This window comes from Lentzea atacamensis, assembly GCF_003269295.1.
Taxonomy (GTDB): domain Bacteria; phylum Actinomycetota; class Actinomycetes; order Mycobacteriales; family Pseudonocardiaceae; genus Lentzea; species Lentzea atacamensis.
In genome coordinates, this window is sequence record NZ_QLTT01000002.1 from 443,962 (window position 1) to 462,285 (window position 18,324).

Here is an 18,324-nt window from a genome sequence, read left to right on the forward strand (position 1 = left end):
CGGTTCCACCCGCACTCGTGATCCGTTTCGGGCACGATGTCGCGCATGGTGCAGACAGGATGGACCGCGCAGCGCTGGACCGCGGTGTTCGCGGAGCAGGCCGACATGTTCCGCAAGGCGGTCGGTGACGCCGACCTGACCACGGCCGTGTCGACCCGTGTCGGCTGGACGCTGCAGGACCTCGTCGTGCACGTCGCCCGGTTCCTGGAGACCGCGACGGGCTACCTGCGCACCGGCAGCCGCGTTCAGATGGGACCGCCTCCCGTCCCCGGCAGCCTGTCCCCGTTGGAATACCTCGATCTTCAGCTCACCGCGGCGAACGAGATCATGCCCGCCGTGCCGGGCAACCGGCCCGTGTGGACGTTCTCGCCCGCCGCACCGGACCTCGCGTGGGTGTGGCACCGGCGGATCGCGCACGAGATGACGCTGCGCCGGTTCGACGTCCAGGCGACGCTGCGCCAGCTCGTCCCGACCAGTCCGGACCTCGCGGCCGACGGCATCGACGAGGTGCTCACCACGATCGTCGCGGCGAAGCTCGACAGCGACGTGCCCAACACGGCTTCTGGTGTGGCCGTCGTGCGGCCGGCCGATGTGCCCGAGTCGTGGCACGTCGCCTTCAGTCCTGGCGAGGTGCCCGAGGTGCGTGCCGCCGCGCCCGGTGAGGAGGGCGACGCCTCCGTCAGCGGTGAGGCCGAGCTGCTCTACTACTGGCTGTGGAACCGGATGACGATCAACACCGCGTCCGGCGATCCCCAGTTGCTGCAGGTGCTCCAGGTCGGAAAGGGCCACTGATGCGCAGGATCACAGCTGCTCTGCTCGGCTGCCTTGTGCTGGCCGGCTGCGCCTCCAGCTGGCAGGCCGACCTGAAGTTCAAGGTCACCGAGATCAACGACTACCAGTTCTCGCAGGACAGCCCGGTCGAGAAGAAGGCGCGTCTCGAGCTGGTCGGTTCGATCCCTGATGACGCGCTGAGCAAGGAGAACTGGGACGGCTTCGGCGTGGCTCTGGCCGAGGTCTCGGGCGGCGAGGTCAAGGTCGGTGATGAGCTCACCTGCACCGCCCGGCAGGAGAAGGACGGGCCGATCCAGACGGGAACCATGCAGACCAGGCTCAGCGGGTGCAAGAAGGCCTGACACGCCAACTCGATCTCCACCGGGCCGTTTCTGCGTCTGAAGGCATGAGTTTGGTCACCTCACCAGGGGTTCGGAGGGGGTAGTTGGCCCCCTGCTCCACTTACACTCGGGAAGTAGCCAGCCCCGTCGTGAGGGAGCCACTCGGTGGTCGCCGACCAGTCCCAGTCCGAACAGGAACCCCGTGAGGAGTGCGGCGTCTTCGGCGTCTGGGCTCCAGGTGAGGACGTCTCGAAGCTGACCTACTACGGGCTCTACGCCCTGCAGCACCGCGGCCAGGAGGCCGCCGGCATCTCGGTCGGAGACGGAGCGCAGGTCGTCGTCTTCAAGGACCTCGGTCTCGTCAGCCAGGTCTTCGACGAGCAGGTCCTGCAGTCGCTCAAGGGCCACGTGGCCGTCGGGCACTGCCGTTACTCCACCACCGGGTCCACGACCTGGGAGAACGCGCAGCCGACGTTCCGCACCACCGCTGCCGGATCGGGCCTGAGCCTCGGCCACAACGGCAACCTGGTGAACACCGCCGAGCTGCTCGACAAGGCCAAGGAGCTCGGCATCGTCGAGCGCAACGGCGCGACCACCGACTCGGACATCCTCTGCGGCCTGCTCGCCCACGCGGCGGCCGACAAGGGCATCGAACAGGCTGCGCTGGAGCTCCTGCCCACCGTGAAAGGCGCCTACTGCCTGACGTTCTCCGACGAGTCCACGCTCTACGCGGCACGTGACCCGCACGGTGTGCGTCCGCTGGTGCTCGGCCGGCTGGAGCGCGGCTGGGTCGTGGCGAGCGAGACCGCGGCGCTCGACATCGTCGGCGCGAGCTTCGTGCGCGAGGTCGAGCCGGGTGAGCTCATCGCGATCGACGGCGACGGGCTGCGGTCCAGCCGGTTCGCGACGCCTGAGCCCAAGGGCTGCATCTTCGAGTACGTCTACCTGGCGCGGCCGGACACGACGATCTCCGGACGGTCCGTCCACGCCACCCGCGTCGAGATCGGCCGCCGCCTGGCCAAGGAGCACCCGGTCGAGGCCGACCTGGTGATCCCGGTGCCGGAGTCCGGCACCCCGGCCGCGATCGGCTACGCCCAGGCCAGCGGTATCCCGTACGGGTCGGGCCTGGTCAAGAACGCCTACGTCGGCCGGACGTTCATCCAGCCGTCGCAGACCATCCGCCAGCTGGGCATCCGGCTGAAGCTCAACCCGCTGCGCGACGTCATCCGCGGCAAGCGGCTGGTCGTCGTGGACGACTCGATCGTGCGCGGCAACACCCAGCGCGCGCTCGTGCGCATGCTCCGCGAGGCCGGTGCGCTCGAGGTGCACGTGCGGATCGCGTCGCCGCCGGTCAAGTGGCCGTGCTTCTACGGCATCGACTTCGCCTCGCGGGCGGAGCTCATCGCGAACGGGCTGGACGACGACGGCATCCGCCGCTCGGTCGGCGCCGACTCGCTCGGCTACGTGTCGCTCGAACAGCTCGTCGCCGCGACCGAGCAGCCCAAGACGCGGCTGTGCTCGGCGTGCTTCGACGGCGAGTACCCGATCGAGCTGCCGCCGGACGCGCTCATCGGCAAGCACCTGCTCGAGGGACTCAAGGGCGTGTCGGGCTCGGCCGCTCCTGTTCTGCCGAACGGCTATGGTGCCGAAGACGCCTTGCGTCGTCCCTGAGCTGACAGATCCAAGTGGAAGAAGTTGACGTGACCGACAGCGCCAAGGCCACCTACGCCGCCGCCGGAGTCAGTATCGCCGCAGGTGACGAGGCGGTGGAGAAGCTCAAGCCGTGGGCGGCCAAGGCGCACCGGCCAGAGGTGCTCGGTGGCATCGGTGGCTTCGCCGGCCTGTTCCAGCTCAAGCTCGACCGCTGGAAGGAGCCGATCCTCGCGTCGTCGACGGACGGCGTCGGCACCAAGATCGCGATCGCGCAGGCGCTGGACAAGCACGACACGATCGGCATCGACCTGGTCGCCATGATCGTCGACGACCTGGTCGTCTGCGGTGCCGAGCCGCTGTTCGTGCAGGACTACATCGCGGTCGGCAAGGTCGTGCCGGACAAGATCGCGGCGCTGGTCAAGGGCATCGCCGAGGGCTGTGTCCAGGCCGGTTGCGCGCTGCTCGGCGGCGAGACGGCCGAGCACCCCGGCCTGATGGGCGACGACGACTACGACATCTCCGGCACCGGCGTCGGCGTGGTCGAGCAGTCCAAGCTGCTCGGCCCGGACCGGGTCCGCGACGGCGACGTCGTGATCGCCATGGGCTCGTCCGGCCTGCACTCCAACGGCTACTCGCTCGCCAGGCACGTGCTGCTGGAGATCGCGCGGATGCCGCTCGAGGGCCACGTCGAGGAGTTCGGCCGCACCCTCGGCGAGGAGATGCTGGAGCCGACCAAGATCTACGCCAAGGACTGCCTCGCGCTGATCGCCGAGACGGAGGTCCGCGGGTTCTCGCACGTCACCGGTGGTGGCCTGGCCGCGAACCTCGCCCGTGTGCTGCCGGAGGGCATGCACGCGAAGCTCGACCGGGGCACCTGGACGCCGCCCGCAGTGTTCCAGCTGATCGCCCAGCGCGGCCGGGTGGAGCGCGAGGAGATGGAGAAGGCGTTCAACATGGGCGTCGGCATGGTCGCCGTCGTCGCGCCCGAGGACGTCGACCGCGCGCTGGCCGTGCTCACCGCTCGCCATGTCCCGGCGTGGGTGCTCGGCGAGGTCACCAAGTCCGAGGTGGGCGGCGCCGAAGTCGTCGGCGACCATCCTCGGTTCTGAGGCAACCCCCTACGGTCGTCGTTGCGTACTAAGCGGCGACCGAGGAGGGGGCACTTGGATCGCGACCGCGAGTTCGGGGAGTTCGTCGACGCACGCGCTCTCGTCATGCGCCGCACGGCGTACCTGCTGTGCGGCGACTGGCACCGCGCCGAGGACATCGTCCAGACCGCGCTGATCAAGCTCTACGTGGCCTGGTCACGCGTGCGCAAGGACAGCGTCGACGCCTACGCGCGCAAGGTGCTGGTGCGCACCGCCGTCGACGAGTCCAGGCGCGGATTCTTCCAGCGTGAACGCACGGTTGACGCCGTGCCGGAGCCCGCGGTGACAGACAACTCGGCGGACTTCGACCTGCGCCTGGCGCTGGACGCCCTGCCGCCGGGCCAGCGCGCCGTCGTCGTGCTGCGGTACTGGGAGGACTTGAGCATCACCGAGACCGCCCGCATCCTCGGCAGGACGGAGGGCACGGTGAAGAGTCAGGCGGCCAAGGGGCTCGCCGCGTTGCGCGACCTGCTGGAGGATGAGCCGCAGCTGCGGATCTACCGCTCGGAGGTCATCCGCAAGGGCAGGGCCAAGCTCACCCGCAGGCGCACGGCCATCGCGGGCGCGCTGTCGATGGTCTTGCTGGTCGGCCTGGGCTCGACAGGCTATGTGCTGCAGTCGCAGGTGACGATGAAGGACGAGGGGGTGTCGGCGGCGTCCGGATCCGTCGACCGCAACGTGGTGCTGACCCAGATCCTGCGCACCGCCGACGTCATCCCGACCGGTTTCGCGGTGGAGGACGTCGCGGAGATCCGGGCGACGGCGTTCGAGTTCCGCGACCGCGACAGCAAGCGCTGGGCCGTGGCACGGCTGCGAGACGCGCAGGGTGTCGGTGGCGTCACGATCTGGCTCGACCGGGAACCCCGGCTCAGCACCGGCGACTGCAACGACACCATCAACGAATGTCACGTGTACGAGCGCAACGGCATCAAGGTCACCATCGCGCTGATGACCCTGCCGGGGATGACGAACCAGAAGGTGCTGCTGGCTGAGGCGTGGCGCCCGGACGGCACGCACATCCAGGTCACCAGCGACAACGTCGGCAGGTTCGACTCCAGGTTCTGGGGGAAGGCCGACCTGCTCGGTGCCGCGCAGCGGCCGGAACCGGTGCTGGACCGCGAGGAGCTGATAAAGATCGCGACTCTGCCGGGCCTCACCTATTAGCCTGGAGGCATGAACGACGTGACCGTGACTCGGACGCTGGTGATCCCGGCGTCTGAGTTGCGCGAACGTTTTTCCAGGTCAGGTGGGCCGGGCGGGCAGGGAGTGAACACTGCGGACAGCCGCGTGGAGCTCTCGTTCGACCTGGCTGCCTCGCCGTCGGTCCCCGAGCACCTCAAGGGCCGGATGCTCGATCGCCTGGAGAACAGGTTGGTCGACGGCGTCCTCACGATCGCCGCGTCCGAGCACCGTGCGCAGCTGCAGAACCGCGCAGCCGCACGGGAACGCCTCGCCGCGATCCTCAGGGCGGCGGCCGCTCCGCCGCCGCCGATGCGCAAGCCGACCAAGCCCAGCAAGGGCTCGAAGGAACGCCGCATCGCCGGCAAGAAGCGGCGCGCGGAGACCAAGCGCGGCCGCTCAGGCTCCTGGGACTAGCCCGTAGATCCGTTCCGGCCGACCGGTTCCGCCGTACCGCAACCGAACCTCGGCCCGTCCAGTGCTCACGAAGTGCTCCAGATACCGGCGCGCGCTCACCCGCGCGACGCCGGTCGACGACGCGCACTCCGACGCCGACAGCCCGTCCGGGTGCGAGCGCAGGGCGTTCTCCACGAGCCGCGCTGTCTCCGGTGTCAAACCCTTGGGCAGCAACGGTTTCGAGGTGGGTCGTGCCCCGAACACCTGGTCCACGTCCGCCTGTCCCGCCGTGTCCAGCCGGTGCAGCTTGTCCCGCAACGACGCGAAGTGCGCGAGCTGGTCGCGCAGTGCCGAGTAGTCGAACGGCTTGATCAGGTAGTGCAGCACGCCACCGCGCATCGCACTGCGCACGGTGTCCACGTCGGTCGCGGCGGTGATCACGATGACGTCCACGTCCTCGTTGGCGCGCAACGACTTCAGCACATCCAGGCCGCTCTGGTCCGGCAGGTAGATGTCGAGCAGCACCAGATCCGGCTTCAACGATGCCACCAGCCGCAACGCGTCCCCGCCGGTGTGCGCGACCCCGGCCACCTCGAAACCCTCGGTGCGCGCGACGTAGCCGCTGTGCACCTTGGCCACCATGAAGTCGTCGTCGACGACGAGCACCCGGATCACCAGGGCAGCCTTGCGGTGAAGACCGAGCCCGACACGTTCACCGAGCCACCGCGCCGCAGGCACGCCCGTCTGATCAACGCGAGGCCGATGCCGCGCTCGCCGTGCGATGCCGCCTTGGTCGTGAACCCGTGCCGGAACACCTCTTCCGCCAGTTCCGGCGCCACACCGGGGCCGGAGTCGCGCACGACGACCTGGACCTCGTCGTCCAACTGCATCACACCCACCTCGATCCACTTCTGAGCTCCGTCGGCGCTCAGCGAACTCAGTGCATCCAACGCGTTGTCGACGAGATTTCCCAGCACCATCACCAGATCCGCCGACAACGCCTCGTCCACGCGCCCCAGCACGCTGTCCGGTTCCATCCGCAGCGCCGTGCCGCGCTCGGCGGCCAGCGAGGCCTTGGCGATCAGCAACGCGGCCACGGCCGGGTCGCCGATGCACGCGCTGACCTCGGCCCTCCACTGGTCCTGGGCCGAGCTGATCTGGTGAATGTAGTTGGTGACCTCGTCGTACTCCTTCAGCGCGATCAGGCCGGCGATCGTGTGCAGCCGGTTCGCGAACTCGTGCGCCTGCGCCCGCAACGTGTCCGTCGCGTGCTGCGACGCGTCCAGTTCGTGTTGCAGCGCAAGCAGTTCCGTGCGATCTCGCAACGTCACGACCGCGCCGGCGCCCTCGATCGGCATGCGGTTCAGCGTGAGCACGACACCCTGCCGCAGCACCAGCTGGTCGACACCGGTCGCGCGTCCGGTCAGCACGTCGCGCAGCCGGTCGTTGAGCTCCAGCTCCTCGACAGAGCGGCCGAGCGCGTCGTCCGGCAGTGCCAGCAGATCGCTCGCGTGGTCGTTGACCAGCGTGATCCGGTTCTGGGCGTCGAGTCCGACGACGCCCTCCCTGATGCCGTGCAGCAACGCCTCGCGGTTCTCCACCAGCGCGGTGATCTCGTGCGGCTCCAGCCCGAGCGTCTGGTTCTTCACGCGGCGGGCCAGCAGCAGCGACCCGGTCACGCCGATGACCAGCGCGATCGCCAGGTAGCGCAGCACGTCGACCGGCTGGGACAGCGCACCCGCGAAGATCCCCGGTTCCTCGGCGCCCGCGATCACCATGCCGTTGACCTTGCGGCTGACCGGATCGAACACCGGCACGTGCGCCTCGATCGAGTCGCCGACCGTCCCCGTCCACGACCTGCCTTCCAGCGCGGTGGTCCTGGTGTCCAGAGTGGACCCGATCTGGGCCGGGTCCGGCGAGGCGATCACGAGCCGCCGGTCGTCGAGGATCAGCACGTAGGAGGCGCCGGACAGGCTGCGGGCCGTCTCGGCGGGCGCGGACAGCAGACGCCAGTTGCCCATCTGCTCCTGGACCAGCGAGTTGGCCGCCACCGTCTCCGCGACGGACAGCATCCGGCGTTCCTCGTTGGAGCGAAAGTTGCTGCCCGTCTGGACGACCGTCAGCGCGCCGACCGCGCACAGTAGCAACGTGACGACGACGAGTTGCCACACTAGGAGCTGGCTGGCCAGGGAACGGCGGCGGCGCATGAGACCTCCCGTGACCAGAAAGACCGAAAGAAACCTTAGAAGCGCAAGAGCGACATCAAGGTTTACACCAGAGCAACATGTCGAACCACGCAGACGAGAGGCGGGGATCACAGTGTCGGTGAAGGTGTGGGTGGCGGTGGCGACGGCGTTGCTCGCCGTCCTGCTGGTGCCACCGCTGCTGACGCCGGGTGCGGACAGCGGCGAGACCAGCCAGGTGCGGTCACTGCGCGTGCTGGTGCCGAACCAGCCGGGTGGCGGTTACGACATCACGGCCCGCACCGCGGCGAAGGCCATGGAGGACGCTGACCTGCTGCGCAACGCCGAGGTGTTCAACCTCCCCGGCGCTGGCGGCACGGTCGGACTGGGGCGCACGGTCGGTGAGCGCGGCAACGGCAAGCTGATCATGTCGATGGGCCTGGGTGTCGTGGGCGCGGTGTACACGAACAAGTCGCCGAACTCGCTGCTCGACACCACCCCGATCGCGAGGCTGATCGAGGAACCGGACATCGTCGTGGTCTCGAAGGACTCGCCGTACACATCGCTGCAACAACTCGTGGACGCGTGGAAGGCCAACCCCGGCACCGTCACGGTCGGCGGCGGTTCGGCACCGGGCGGACCCGACCACCTGGCCCCGATGCTGATGGCCAAGGGCGTCGGGCTGGCGCCCAAGAGCGTCAACTACATCCCGTTCGACGGCGGTGGCGAGCTGCTGGCGTCGGTGCTCGGCGGCAAGGTCGCGTTCGGCGTCTCCGGCATCGGCGAGTACCGCGACCAGATCCAGGCCGGCACCCTGCGGGTGCTCGCGGTGACGAGCGCGAAGCGCATCAGCGGCATCGACGCGCCGACGCTCAAGGAAGCCGGTGTGGACGTCGAGTTCACCAACTGGCGCGGCATCGTGGCGCCGCCCGGCATCACGCAGACCGACCGCGACAAGCTGGTCGACGTGTTCGCGCGGCTGCAGAAGACGCCGCAGTGGACAGAGGCCTTGCAGCGCAACGGCTGGACCGACGCGTTCGCACCGGGAGACCAGTTCAAGACCTTCCTGGAAAACGAGAACAAGCGGGTGGCAACGGTGCTGAAGGACTTGGGGCTGGCATGACAGCGACTAAGAGTTGGTTGCGAGAACGCTCTGAGCTGGGCATCTGCGCCCTGCTGGTCGTGCTCGGCGTGCTGGTGCTGACCGACGCGCTGCGCATCCCCACCGACTTCGCCCAGCGCGGCCCGGTCGGCCCGAAGGCGGTGCCGATCCTCGTCGGCTCGTTGCTCCTGCTCGTCGCGGCGCTGCTTGCCCGTGACGTGCTGCGCGGCGGTCGTGGCGAGGCGGAGGCCGGCGAGGACGTCGACCTGTCCGCACCCGCCGACTGGCGCACGGTTCTGCTGCTGTGCGGTGCCTTCCTCGCGAACGCCGCGCTGATCGGCGTGGTCGGCTTCCCGATCTCCGGCGCGATCCTGTTCTGGGGCGCGGCCTACGCGCTCGGCAGCAGGGCGTACGTGCGGGACCCGCTGATCGCAGCCGGTCTCTCCATCCTCACGTTCGTGATCTTCAACAACCTGCTCGGCGTCCCGCTCCCCGGTGGCCCGTTGATGGAGGTGTTCTAGGTGGAACAACTGCTCGACGGCTTCGCGACCGCGCTGACGCCGACACACCTGCTGCTCGCCGCCATCGGCGTGCTGCTGGGCACCGCGATCGGTGTCCTCCCCGGCATCGGCCCGGCGATGGCGGTGGCCCTGCTGCTGCCCGTCACCTACGGCATGGAGCCGACCGGCGCGTTCATCATGTTCGCCGGCATCTACTACGGCGGCATGTTCGGCGGCTCGACGACGTCGATCCTGCTGAACACACCGGGTGAGAGCGCGGCGGTGGTCGCCGCGTTCGAAGGCAATCCCATGGCCCGCAAGGGACGTGGTGCGCAAGCGCTTGCAGCAGCTGCCATCGGCCACTTCACCGGCGGCATCATCGGCACGCTCCTGATCGTGCTGCTGGCACCGTTCGTGGCCAAGCACGCCGTCGACATCGGCGCGCCGGACCTGTTCGCGATCATGGTGCTCGCGTTCATCGCGGTGACCTCGGTGCTCGGTTCCTCACGCATCCGCGGTGTGGCGTCGTTGCTCATCGGCCTGACCCTCGGCCTGGTCGGCCTCGACGAGATGACGGGCCAGCAGCGCCTCACGTTCGGCTCGCTGCACCTGGCCGACGGCATCGACATCGTCGTGGTGGCCGTGGCGCTGTTCGCGGTCGGCGAGGCACTGTGGGTCGCGGCTCACCTGCGGCGCAAGCCGTTCGAGCCGATCCCGGTGGGGCGGCCGTGGTTGTCCCGTGCGGACCTGAAGCGCACCTGGAAGCCGTGGCTGCGCGGCCCGGCGATCGGCTTCCCGTTCGGCGCGATCCCCGCCGGTGGCGCGGAGATCCCTACCTTCCTGTCGTACGTGACGGAGAAGCGGCTCTCCAAGCACAAGGACGAGTTCGGCAAGGGCGCCATCGAAGGCGTCGCGGGCCCGGAGTCCACGGCCTCCGCCTCCGCCGCGGGCACACTGGTCACGATGCTGACCCTGGGCCTGCCGACGACGGCCACCGCGGCCGTGATGCTCGCGGCGTTCCAGCAGTACGGCATCCAGCCGGGCCCGCTGCTGTTCCAGCGGGAGTCCGGCCTGGTGTGGGCGCTGATCGCGTCGCTGTTCATCGGCCTGACGCTGCTGCTGGTGCTGAACCTGCCGCTGGCGCCGTTGTGGGCGAAGCTGCTGCGCATCCCGCGTCCGTACCTCTACGCGGGCATCCTGTTCTTCGCCTCGGTCGGCGCCTACGCGGTGAACGCGGACATCTTCGACCTGCTGCTGATGTTCGTGATCGGCCTGCTGGGCTTCGGGATGCGCCGCTACGGCCTGCCGGTGCTGCCCGCGATCATCGGCGTGATCCTCGGCCCGGCCGCGGAACAGCAGATGCGCCGTTCGCTGCAGCTCTCGGACGGCTCGCTGACCGGCCTGGTCAACAGCCCGATGGCGGTCATCGTCTACATCGTCGTGCTGGTGATCGTGTTCTTCCCGCTGATCAGGAAGTTCCTGCCGAAGCCGACGCCTCCTGCCGCTCCCACTCCGGAGCGCGAGAAGGTCGACGCCTGAAAACGGCAGGCGGGGGCCCGGCGTTTCCTTCTGGGAACGCCGGGCCCCGCGTGCGTCAAGCACTGCGCACGATCAGGATCGCGAACGGTTTGTCGTCCTCCGTGGCGCTGACCGCCAACTCGGTCTGCTCCCGCAACGTCGCCCACAGCTCCATCACACGCGCCACCTGTGGCTCCGGCAGCCCGCAGATCGTGACGAACGCCTGCACCTGCTCGGGTTTCGTCGGCAGCTTGCCGCGCTTGAGCAACGAGTAGACCTGGCTGCGCGGCAGCACCTGGCCCGCCCGCCGGGAAACCTCCGGCAGGGTCAACCCGGACCGCACGTGGATCGTCCTCAGCAGCTCGATGAACTCGGCCGCCGTCGCCGCCCGCAGCTCGGCGGTCGACGTCGCGACCAACGGCAACGCAGGCTCGGGGTCGATGCCGAGCTCGGCCCTGAGGATCACGCGCACCTCGCGGTACGCCGCCAGCGCCTCGGCCCGCCTGCCAGGCCTGGACAGTCCGAGCAGGAGCTGCGACCAGAGCCGGTTCAGGCGTTCGAGCGGATCGCCCTCCGGGTAGGTCATCGCTCTTCGCCCTGCCAGATCACCATCGGGTTGGCCGGCGGCAGCGGGCCGAACCTGGCGCTGAACAACCGGCTGCGGCTCACCGTGGTGGTCACGGCCAGAACTGCGCTCGTCGTGGCGACGGCGACGACCGGCGAGTGACCCTGCGCGAGCATCCAGCCGGTGAAGACGAACGCGGTCGCGGCCAGCAGGACGGTGCTGGCGGTGGAGGTGGTGCACTTTCGCCGCGGGTGCAGTGCCCCGTGGTACGGGGTGGTGGTCATGCGAACTCCTGGATGGGGGGACCCGGCGCAGGGCGGCACCGTGCGCCGGGCGGACCAGCTGGGTTGGCGGAACAGAGAGAAGCCGGATGTGCGGAAAGCGTCCGTGCGGGCAATTGGCGTTGCTGCAGAAACTCCGCGACATAACGGCTCGACCACGATCCTGTCACTCACACGGGTGATTGCCAACCGAATCTCCGTCCAGGTTTTTCATGTCCCGTGCAACGGCGTCCGGCATCGTCCAACGAAGTCCAACTGACCAGTTTTTGTCACTTTTTCCGGTGGCCTTGACCATGCGGTGGGCAATTGGTCGTATTGACCACGTCCAATGCCGTCCAACAGTCTGGTGGGCACCGTTGCGGGCCGTTAGGCTCGCGAACGTGCCGGAATGCTCATTCCGGTGGTGAGAAACCCCTGGCCGAGCTTTGGACCAGCTGAGCAGCGGGGTGCGGCCTCCTGTTGGCGCGGGAGGCCGCCACGCGCCGCCACTGCTCCACCCACTCGTCGCGTGCGTCGGCCGGCTCTCCGCACCCGGTCAGAAAGACCCGGAGCTGGTCTTCCCGCTTCGGGAACCGGAAGGTGCACAGCGCGTGAGCGCTGCTCTTCGGCAGCACTCCGGTACCTGCGCTGTCCGACACCTGCTGGTACGACAAACCTCTCGCCAGGCGCAGCTGGTTCAGCGCGCAGATGAACTCGGTACATGTGGTGGCGCGGCGTGCTGTCGCGAACGGACTGTCGTCCTCGCTGGGCGACATCGTGTTCGGTCCTCCTGCTGCGGCGTTCTTCTTCCTTTCCCGCAAGCGCTGTAACGAACGGGATCGCGCCCGCGAGAAAGGAAGCGTTGTTCGGCTGTGTGAGCGCGGATCCTACCGCCGTGTCCAGCACCTTTGTCGAACGGACGAGCTGTGTCGGAATATTCCATGATCAGCGAACTTCGGAAATTTGCAGCAGGACAATCGTTCGCTTAGTTCGTCGGCCCAGATCAGCGGGTCGCGGGTGTGTGAATTGGTTCGTACCAAATACAAACGGTGGCCCTGTTCGCTGAATGCGGACAGGGCCACCGTTGGGCCGAACGGATCAGCCGTGCGTCGGGAAGCCCAGGTTCACGCCGTGCTGCTGCGGCCACCGAGCCGTGATCGCCTTCGCGCGGGTGTAGAACTTGACGCCCTCGGCGCCGTGCACGTGCGTGTCGCCGAACAGCGAGTCCTTCCAGCCGCCGAACGAGTAGTAGGCCATCGGCACGGGGATCGGCACGTTGATGCCGACCATGCCGACGTGCACGCGTCGCTGGTACTCGCGCGCGGCCAGCCCGTCACCGGTGTAGATGGCCGTGCCGTTGCCGTACTGGTTGGCGTTCACCAGTTCCACGGCGTCCTCGAACGTGTCGGCGCGCACGACCGACAGCACCGGCCCGAAGATCTCGTCGGTGTAGATCGTCATGTCGCGGGTGACGTGGTCGAAGAGCGTTGGGGCGAGCCAGAAACCGTTCTCCGCACCCTCCGGCGCGTAACCGCGGCCGTCGACGACGAGCGTCGCGCCGGCAGCTTCGCCCGCGTCCACGTAGGAACGGACCTTGTCCCGGTGCACGCCGGTGACCAGTGGGCCCATCTGGGCGGACGGATCCGTGCCGGGCAGCACCGACGGGTGCAGGTCGCGGGTCCTCGCGGCGATCTTCTCGACGAGCGCGTCACCCGTCTCGCCCACGGCGACGACGACCGAGATCGCCATGCAGCGTTCGCCCGCCGAGCCGTAACCGGCGGAGACGGCGGCGTCTGCGGCGACGTCCAGGTCGGCGTCCGGCAGCACGACCATGTGGTTCTTCGCACCGCCCAGGGCCTGAACGCGCTTGCCGGCCGCGGTGCCGCGCGAGTAGACGTGCTTCGCGATCGGGGTCGAGCCGACGAACGAGGCGGCGGAGACGTCCGGGTGGTCCAGCAACGCGTTGACCGCGAAGGCATCGCCCTGCAGCACGTTGAGCACACCGTCGGGCAGGCCCGCCTCCTGGAAGAGCTCGGCCAGGCGGATCGACGCGGACGGGTCGCGCTCGGAAGGCTTGAGGACGAACGTGTTCCCGGTCGCGATGGCGATGGGGAACATCCACATCGGCACCATCACGGGGAAGTTGAACGGCGTGATGCCCGCGACCACACCGAGCGGCTGGCGCAGCGAGTACGCGTCGACCCCGCGCGAAACCTGCTCGGAGTGCTCGCCCTTCAGCAGTTGCGGGATGCCGCACGCGAACTCGACGACCTCGAGACCGCGCTGCACCTCGCCGGCGGCGTCGGACAGCACCTTGCCGTGCTCGGACGTGATGATCGCGGCGAGCTCGTCGCGCGCCTCGTGCAGCAGGTGCCGGTAGGCGAACAGGATCCGGCTGCGGGTCGACAGGGACGACTCGGACCAGGACTGCGCGGCCTTCAGCGAGGACGACACCGCGAGGTCGACGTCGGCCTGCTCGGCCAGCACGACCTGCGCGGCGACCTCTCCGGTGGCCGGGTTGAAGACGTCGGACGTCCGGGACGACACCCCAGTGGTGCGGGCGCCGTCGATCCAGTGGGGGATGGTGCTCAACTTGCGCCTCCGTGTTATTGGTCGCGGCTTCGCCGCTCCGGCGACCTCGCCTGTGAGTCGGCCGTCGTGTCCCCGCTTCCCGCCGAATCGCCTGCGGCGGTTGACGAGAGGAGGGGACCGGACGACCGACGCGAAGTCGCTGGAGGAGCGGTCGTGTTGCGGACGACGAGAGAGGGATTGAGGAGGTGGCGCACGGGTTCGGTGCGCTCTTCGCGGACCCGCTGCAGCAGGGCGACCGCGGCCAGCCGGCCGAACTCGGCACGGGGCTGGTCGATCGTGGTCAGCGAGACGTGGCGGAGTGCCGCCAGCGAAGTGTTGTCGTACCCCACGACGGAAACGTCCTGAGGCACGCGCAACCCGGCGTCCTCCAGCGCCGAGATGGCGCCGACGGCGTTGAAGTCGTTGCAGGACAGGATGGCCGTGGGCAGGGCGCCGTCCGAGAGCAACGAACGGATCGCCCGCGCACCGGCCGCATCGGTGTACTCCGACGACACGACCTGCGGCGTGAGCCCATGCGCCTCAATGGCCGCGATGTAGCCGCGCCTGCGAGGTCCGGCCTGGGTGCCTTCACCGCCGTCCAAATGGGCAATTCTCTTGTGCCCCAGCGATACCAGGTGATCAACGGCCAATCGGGCGCCCTGCTCGCCATCGTCGTTCACGGTGTCCACTGTGGACACGCGCGAAGATCGGGCCACGAGCACGATCGGCAGCTGTTCAGCGGCCTTGCCGATCGCCGTCGCCGGGACGACGGGCGACAGCAGGATCAGCCCGGCGGGGCGGAAGGAGAGCAGTGACTCCAGCGCGCGGCGTTCGCGGGCGGGCGAGCGGCCGCCGGTGTTGATGATGATGTCGAACCCCTGCTCGCGTGCGACCTCGTCGATGCCGTCGACGACCTCGGCGAAGAACGCGTTGTGCAGGTCGGACACCATCACGCCGAGCACCGTCGACGTGCGTGAAGCCAGCGACCGCGCCATCGCGTGCGGCGAGTACCCCAGTTCCTCCGCGGCTTTCAGCACAGCAGTGCGTCGCATCTCGCTCACCTTGGGTGAGCCGCGCATCACCAGTGACACCAGTGCACGGGAGACGCCCGCGCGCAGAGCGACGTCTTCCATCGTCGGTCTGACCATCTGGAACCACCTCCCCTCTTGACACCCTGTGGCCGAAGTTACAGCATTAGAGCGCTCCAACCAATAGAGCGCTCTAATACATCACGGCCGAGAACAGGGGAAACCTGCGATGCGGATCGGAGTAGCGGGTGTCGGCAGGATCGGCACCATGCACGCGACCAACCTCGCCGCACTGGATCGAGTCGACGAGGTGCTCCTCTTCGACCCGGTGCCCGGTCGCGCTGCGCAGGCGTCGGCTGAGCTGAGCGGAACCAAGGCGGTGGACGACCTCGACACGTTGCTCGGCAACGTCGACGGCGTGCTGCTCGCCACCCCGACGAACACCCACCCGGAGATGCTGCGTGCGGCGATCGCCCAGGGTGTCCCCACGCTGTGCGAGAAGCCGATCGCGAGCGACCTCGCCGAGATGACCGCGCTGGTCGAGGACGTCGAGAAGTTCGGGGTCGAGGTCCTCGTGGGCTTCCAGCGCCGGTTCGACCCGGCCATCTACGAGCTGAACCGCCGCATCCGCGCGGGCGAGGTCGGCGACATCTGCCTGGTCAGGGCGGTCGGCAACGACGCCAACCCGCCCGACTTCTCCTACCTGCCCGCGTCCGGTGGCATCTTCCGCGACCTGCTGATCCACGACCTGGACTGCGTGCCGTGGCTGGTCGGCGAGCCCGTCGTCGAGGTCTACGCGAGCGGTTCGGTGCTGGTGCACCAGGCGTTCGCGGACGCCGACGACGTGGACAACGCGGTCGTGATGCTGAAGTTCGCGGGCGGTGCGCACGCGACGCTGGCCGGTGGCCGCCACGATCCGGTCGGTTACGACCACCGCATCGAGGTGCTCGGCAGCAAGGACTCGCTGGTCGCGGGCGTCGACCCGCGCACCCCGCTGAACTCGCTGGAGCCCGGTGGCCACGTGGCCGGACCGGACGCCTACCCCGGCTTCCCCGAGCGCTTCCACCGTGCGTACGTCAACGAGATGAACCTGTTCACGCAGGTCATCACGGGCGAAGTCGCGAACCCGTCACCGGCGCGGGAGAGTCTGATCAGCCTCCGTCTGGCTGAAGCGTGTGAGCGGTCGCGCCGCACGGGCGCACCGGTGCGGATCGAGGGGAACTGAGAGCATGGCGAAGATCGCTGGAGCACCGATCTCGTGGGGCGTGTGCGAGGTTCCCGGCTGGGGCAACGTCCTGCCCGCGACGACGGTGCTCACCGAGATGAACGAACTGGGGCTGTCGGCCACCGAGCTCGGCCCGCCCGACTACCTGCCGGCTGACCCCGGTGCACTGAAGGCGATGCTCAGCGAGTTCGAGCTGACGCTGGTCGGCGGCTTCCTCGCGGTCACGCTCCACACGGACGTGCAGTCCAGTCTGGACGAAGCCGACCGCGTGGCCGGGATCCTCCGGGCCGGCGGGGCCGAGGTGCTCGTGCTCGCCGCCGCGACCGGGCTCGACGGCTACGACGAGCGCCCCCAGCTCACCGACGACGAGTGGACCACCCTCGTCGACACCTGCGCGAAGATCCGTGAGATCGCCGCCGGGCACGGTCTCAAGACCGTGCTGCACCCGCACGTGGGCACCCACGTCGAGCGGGAGGCGGAGGTCGAGAGGTTCCTCGCGGACTCCGATCTCCAGCTCTGCCTGGACACCGGCCACCTCCTCATCGGTGGCACGGACCCGGTCGAGCTGGCGCGCCGCTACCCGGACCGGATCGGTCACGTGCACCTCAAGGACGTGCGTGACGAGATCGCGGCGAAGGTGCGCAGCGGCGAGTTCAGTTACACCGATGCCGTGGAACAGGGCATCTACGTGCCGCTCGGGGACGGCGACGTGGACGTGGAAGCGCTGGTGAAGCTCGTTCAAGAGGCGGGCTACACCGGATGGTTCGTGCTTGAGCAGGACACGCGGCTCAAGGACGGAAGTCCAGTGGACAAGCCACTGAAGGACACCGCGCGCAGCCTCGCGCACCTCAGCAAGATCCTCTGAAGGGACTGGAGACGATGAAGTCTCGCTTGGTCATCCGCGCGGGTGCAGTAAGCACCGTACTCGCAGTTGCTCTACTCGCCGCTTGTAGCGGTCCCACGGGAACCAACACCCAGAACACGCAGAACAACAGCGCGCCGGCGAGCGGTGATCTCAAGGTCGCCGTCGTCACGCACGGCACCGCGGGTGACGCGTTCTGGAGCGTGGTGAAGGTCGGTGCGGAGGACGCGGGCAAGCAGCTCGGCGTCGGCGTCACCTACAACTCCGACGGCGACCCCGGCGCCCAGGCCAAGCTGATCGACAACGCCGTGTCGCAGAAGGTCGGCGGCATCGTGGTGTCGATGGCGAACCCGGACGCGTTGAAGACCTCCATCGAGAACGCGGTGAAGGCGGGCATCCCGGTCATCACGATCAACTCCGGCGGCGCGAAGAGCGCCGAGTTCGGTGCCATGGCGCACGTCGGCCAGGAGGAGTCGATCGCAGGCGAGGAAGCCGGCAAGAAGCTCAAGGCGGCCGGCCGGACCAAGCTGCTGTGCGTGATCCACGAGGCCGGCAACACGGGTCTCAACCAGCGCTGCGACGGTGCCCGCACCGGTTTCGGCGGCGCGGTGGAGAACCTGCAGGTCGACATCAGCAACCCGACCGACATCGAGGCCCGCATCAAGGCCAAGCTGCAGTCCGACACCGCGGTTGACGGCGTGCTCACGCTGAACCCGCAGGTAGCCGTGAACGCGGCGTCCGCCATCAAGGGTGCGGGCTCGAAGGCGCAGGTCGCGACGTTCGACCTGAACGCGGACGTGGTCAACTCGATCAAGGCGGGCGAGGTGCTCTTCGCCGTCGACCAGCAGCAGTACCAGCAGGGCTACCTGCCGATCGTGATGCTGAAGCTGTTCAAGGACAACGCCAACACGCTCGGCGGTGGCAAGCCCGTCCTGACCGGTCCCGGCTTCGTCGACAAGTCCAATGTGGACAAGGTCGCGGAGTACGCCAAGAACGGCAAGCGGTAGGGAGTGAGCGGGGAG

Annotated in this window: 18 protein-coding genes and 1 pseudogene; 12 read left to right on the forward strand and 7 right to left on the reverse strand. The window is 68.6% G+C overall.

The window, feature by feature from the left end; genetic code table 11:
- Positions 1 to 45: 45 nt before the first annotated feature.
- From C8D87_RS10925 to arfB, 6 genes and pseudogenes are all read left to right on the forward strand, one after another.
- Entirely contained in the window at positions 46 to 792 is a 747-nt protein-coding gene (locus tag C8D87_RS10925) for a maleylpyruvate isomerase N-terminal domain-containing protein (RefSeq protein WP_233439105.1), read from the forward strand.
- The gene (locus C8D87_RS10930; protein ID WP_146231353.1) at positions 792 to 1,133 is read left to right on the forward strand and encodes a putative periplasmic lipoprotein; all 342 of its coding nucleotides are present in this window, start codon (positions 792 to 794) and stop codon (positions 1,131 to 1,133) included. The genes C8D87_RS10925 and C8D87_RS10930 overlap by 1 nt, the downstream gene beginning before the upstream one ends.
- Positions 1,134 to 1,277: 144 nt before the next feature.
- Positions 1,278 to 2,783 (forward strand): amidophosphoribosyltransferase, encoded by a 1,506-nt coding sequence (gene purF / locus C8D87_RS10935; protein WP_109629357.1) that lies wholly within the window; start codon positions 1,278 to 1,280, stop codon positions 2,781 to 2,783.
- Between the two features lie 29 nt (positions 2,784 to 2,812).
- Positions 2,813 to 3,874 carry a phosphoribosylformylglycinamidine cyclo-ligase gene (gene purM / locus C8D87_RS10940; protein WP_112226571.1) on the forward strand — a complete coding sequence of 354 codons (1,062 nt, stop codon included), beginning with the start codon at positions 2,813 to 2,815 and terminating at the stop codon, positions 3,872 to 3,874.
- A gap of 54 nt (positions 3,875 to 3,928) precedes the next feature.
- Positions 3,929 to 4,387: pseudogene (locus tag C8D87_RS47545) on the forward strand (SigE family RNA polymerase sigma factor); the annotation flags it as partial.
- A 699-nt stretch (positions 4,388 to 5,086) separates the two neighbouring features.
- Positions 5,087 to 5,509: an alternative ribosome rescue aminoacyl-tRNA hydrolase ArfB gene (arfB, locus tag C8D87_RS10950; RefSeq protein ID WP_109629351.1), complete on the forward strand. Its 423-nt coding sequence runs from the start codon at positions 5,087 to 5,089 to the stop codon at positions 5,507 to 5,509.
- Here arfB and C8D87_RS10955 read toward each other — a convergent pair.
- Both C8D87_RS10955 and C8D87_RS10960 read right to left on the reverse strand, forming a co-directional pair.
- A complete protein-coding gene (locus C8D87_RS10955; RefSeq protein ID WP_112227028.1) occupies positions 5,492 to 6,163 on the reverse strand; it encodes a response regulator in 672 nt (223 codons plus the stop codon). The two genes, arfB and C8D87_RS10955, sit on opposite strands and share 18 nt — an antisense overlap.
- On the reverse strand, positions 6,160 to 7,695 hold the full coding sequence (locus tag C8D87_RS10960) for a sensor histidine kinase (RefSeq protein WP_112226573.1): 1,536 nt from the start codon (positions 7,693 to 7,695) through the stop codon (positions 6,160 to 6,162). Before C8D87_RS10960 ends, C8D87_RS10955 begins: the two co-directional genes overlap by 4 nt.
- A gap of 130 nt (positions 7,696 to 7,825) precedes the next feature.
- Between C8D87_RS10960 and C8D87_RS10965 the strand changes: the two genes are divergently transcribed.
- Genes C8D87_RS10965 through C8D87_RS10975 form a run of 3 tightly spaced genes read left to right on the forward strand, consistent with a single transcriptional unit; the run spans position 7,826 to position 10,812 of the window.
- Positions 7,826 to 8,794 (forward strand): Bug family tripartite tricarboxylate transporter substrate binding protein, encoded by a 969-nt coding sequence (locus C8D87_RS10965; RefSeq protein ID WP_233439236.1) that lies wholly within the window; start codon positions 7,826 to 7,828, stop codon positions 8,792 to 8,794.
- Positions 8,791 to 9,294, forward strand: coding sequence for a tripartite tricarboxylate transporter TctB family protein (locus tag C8D87_RS10970; protein WP_109629345.1), 504 nt, complete (start codon positions 8,791 to 8,793; stop codon positions 9,292 to 9,294). The genes C8D87_RS10965 and C8D87_RS10970 overlap by 4 nt, the downstream gene beginning before the upstream one ends.
- Positions 9,295 to 10,812 carry a tripartite tricarboxylate transporter permease gene (locus C8D87_RS10975; protein ID WP_112226575.1) on the forward strand — a complete coding sequence of 506 codons (1,518 nt, stop codon included), beginning with the start codon at positions 9,295 to 9,297 and terminating at the stop codon, positions 10,810 to 10,812.
- A gap of 55 nt (positions 10,813 to 10,867) precedes the next feature.
- On the opposite strand, the gene C8D87_RS47550 is transcribed toward C8D87_RS10975, so the two are convergent.
- The 5 genes from C8D87_RS47550 to C8D87_RS10995 form a co-directional block, all read right to left on the reverse strand.
- Positions 10,868 to 11,377: a BTAD domain-containing putative transcriptional regulator gene (locus tag C8D87_RS47550; protein ID WP_233442025.1), complete on the reverse strand. Its 510-nt coding sequence runs from the start codon at positions 11,375 to 11,377 to the stop codon at positions 10,868 to 10,870.
- Positions 11,374 to 11,640, reverse strand: a complete 267-nt coding sequence (locus tag C8D87_RS47555) for a hypothetical protein (RefSeq protein WP_233442026.1) — start codon at positions 11,638 to 11,640, stop codon at positions 11,374 to 11,376. Before C8D87_RS47555 ends, C8D87_RS47550 begins: the two co-directional genes overlap by 4 nt.
- Before the next feature lie 389 nt (positions 11,641 to 12,029).
- Positions 12,030 to 12,392, reverse strand: coding sequence for a hypothetical protein (locus C8D87_RS10985; protein ID WP_112226577.1), 363 nt, complete (start codon positions 12,390 to 12,392; stop codon positions 12,030 to 12,032).
- A gap of 322 nt (positions 12,393 to 12,714) precedes the next feature.
- Complete coding sequence (locus C8D87_RS10990; RefSeq protein WP_112226578.1) at positions 12,715 to 14,208, reverse strand: CoA-acylating methylmalonate-semialdehyde dehydrogenase; 1,494 nt, start codon at positions 14,206 to 14,208, stop codon at positions 12,715 to 12,717.
- Between the two features lie 14 nt (positions 14,209 to 14,222).
- A complete protein-coding gene (locus tag C8D87_RS10995) occupies positions 14,223 to 15,335 on the reverse strand; it encodes a LacI family DNA-binding transcriptional regulator (RefSeq protein WP_112226579.1) in 1,113 nt (370 codons plus the stop codon).
- 109 nt (positions 15,336 to 15,444) lie between these two features.
- On the opposite strand from C8D87_RS10995, the gene C8D87_RS11000 reads away from it, so the two are divergent.
- Genes C8D87_RS11000 through C8D87_RS11010 form a run of 3 tightly spaced genes read left to right on the forward strand, consistent with a single transcriptional unit; the run spans position 15,445 to position 18,309 of the window.
- Positions 15,445 to 16,440 carry a Gfo/Idh/MocA family protein gene (locus C8D87_RS11000; protein WP_112226580.1) on the forward strand — a complete coding sequence of 332 codons (996 nt, stop codon included), beginning with the start codon at positions 15,445 to 15,447 and terminating at the stop codon, positions 16,438 to 16,440.
- A 4-nt stretch (positions 16,441 to 16,444) separates the two neighbouring features.
- Positions 16,445 to 17,305 carry a TIM barrel protein gene (locus C8D87_RS11005; RefSeq protein WP_112226581.1) on the forward strand — a complete coding sequence of 287 codons (861 nt, stop codon included), beginning with the start codon at positions 16,445 to 16,447 and terminating at the stop codon, positions 17,303 to 17,305.
- A 14-nt stretch (positions 17,306 to 17,319) separates the two neighbouring features.
- Entirely contained in the window at positions 17,320 to 18,309 is a 990-nt protein-coding gene (locus C8D87_RS11010; RefSeq protein ID WP_109629325.1) for a sugar ABC transporter substrate-binding protein, read from the forward strand.
- The last annotated feature ends 15 nt before the right edge of the window (positions 18,310 to 18,324 follow it).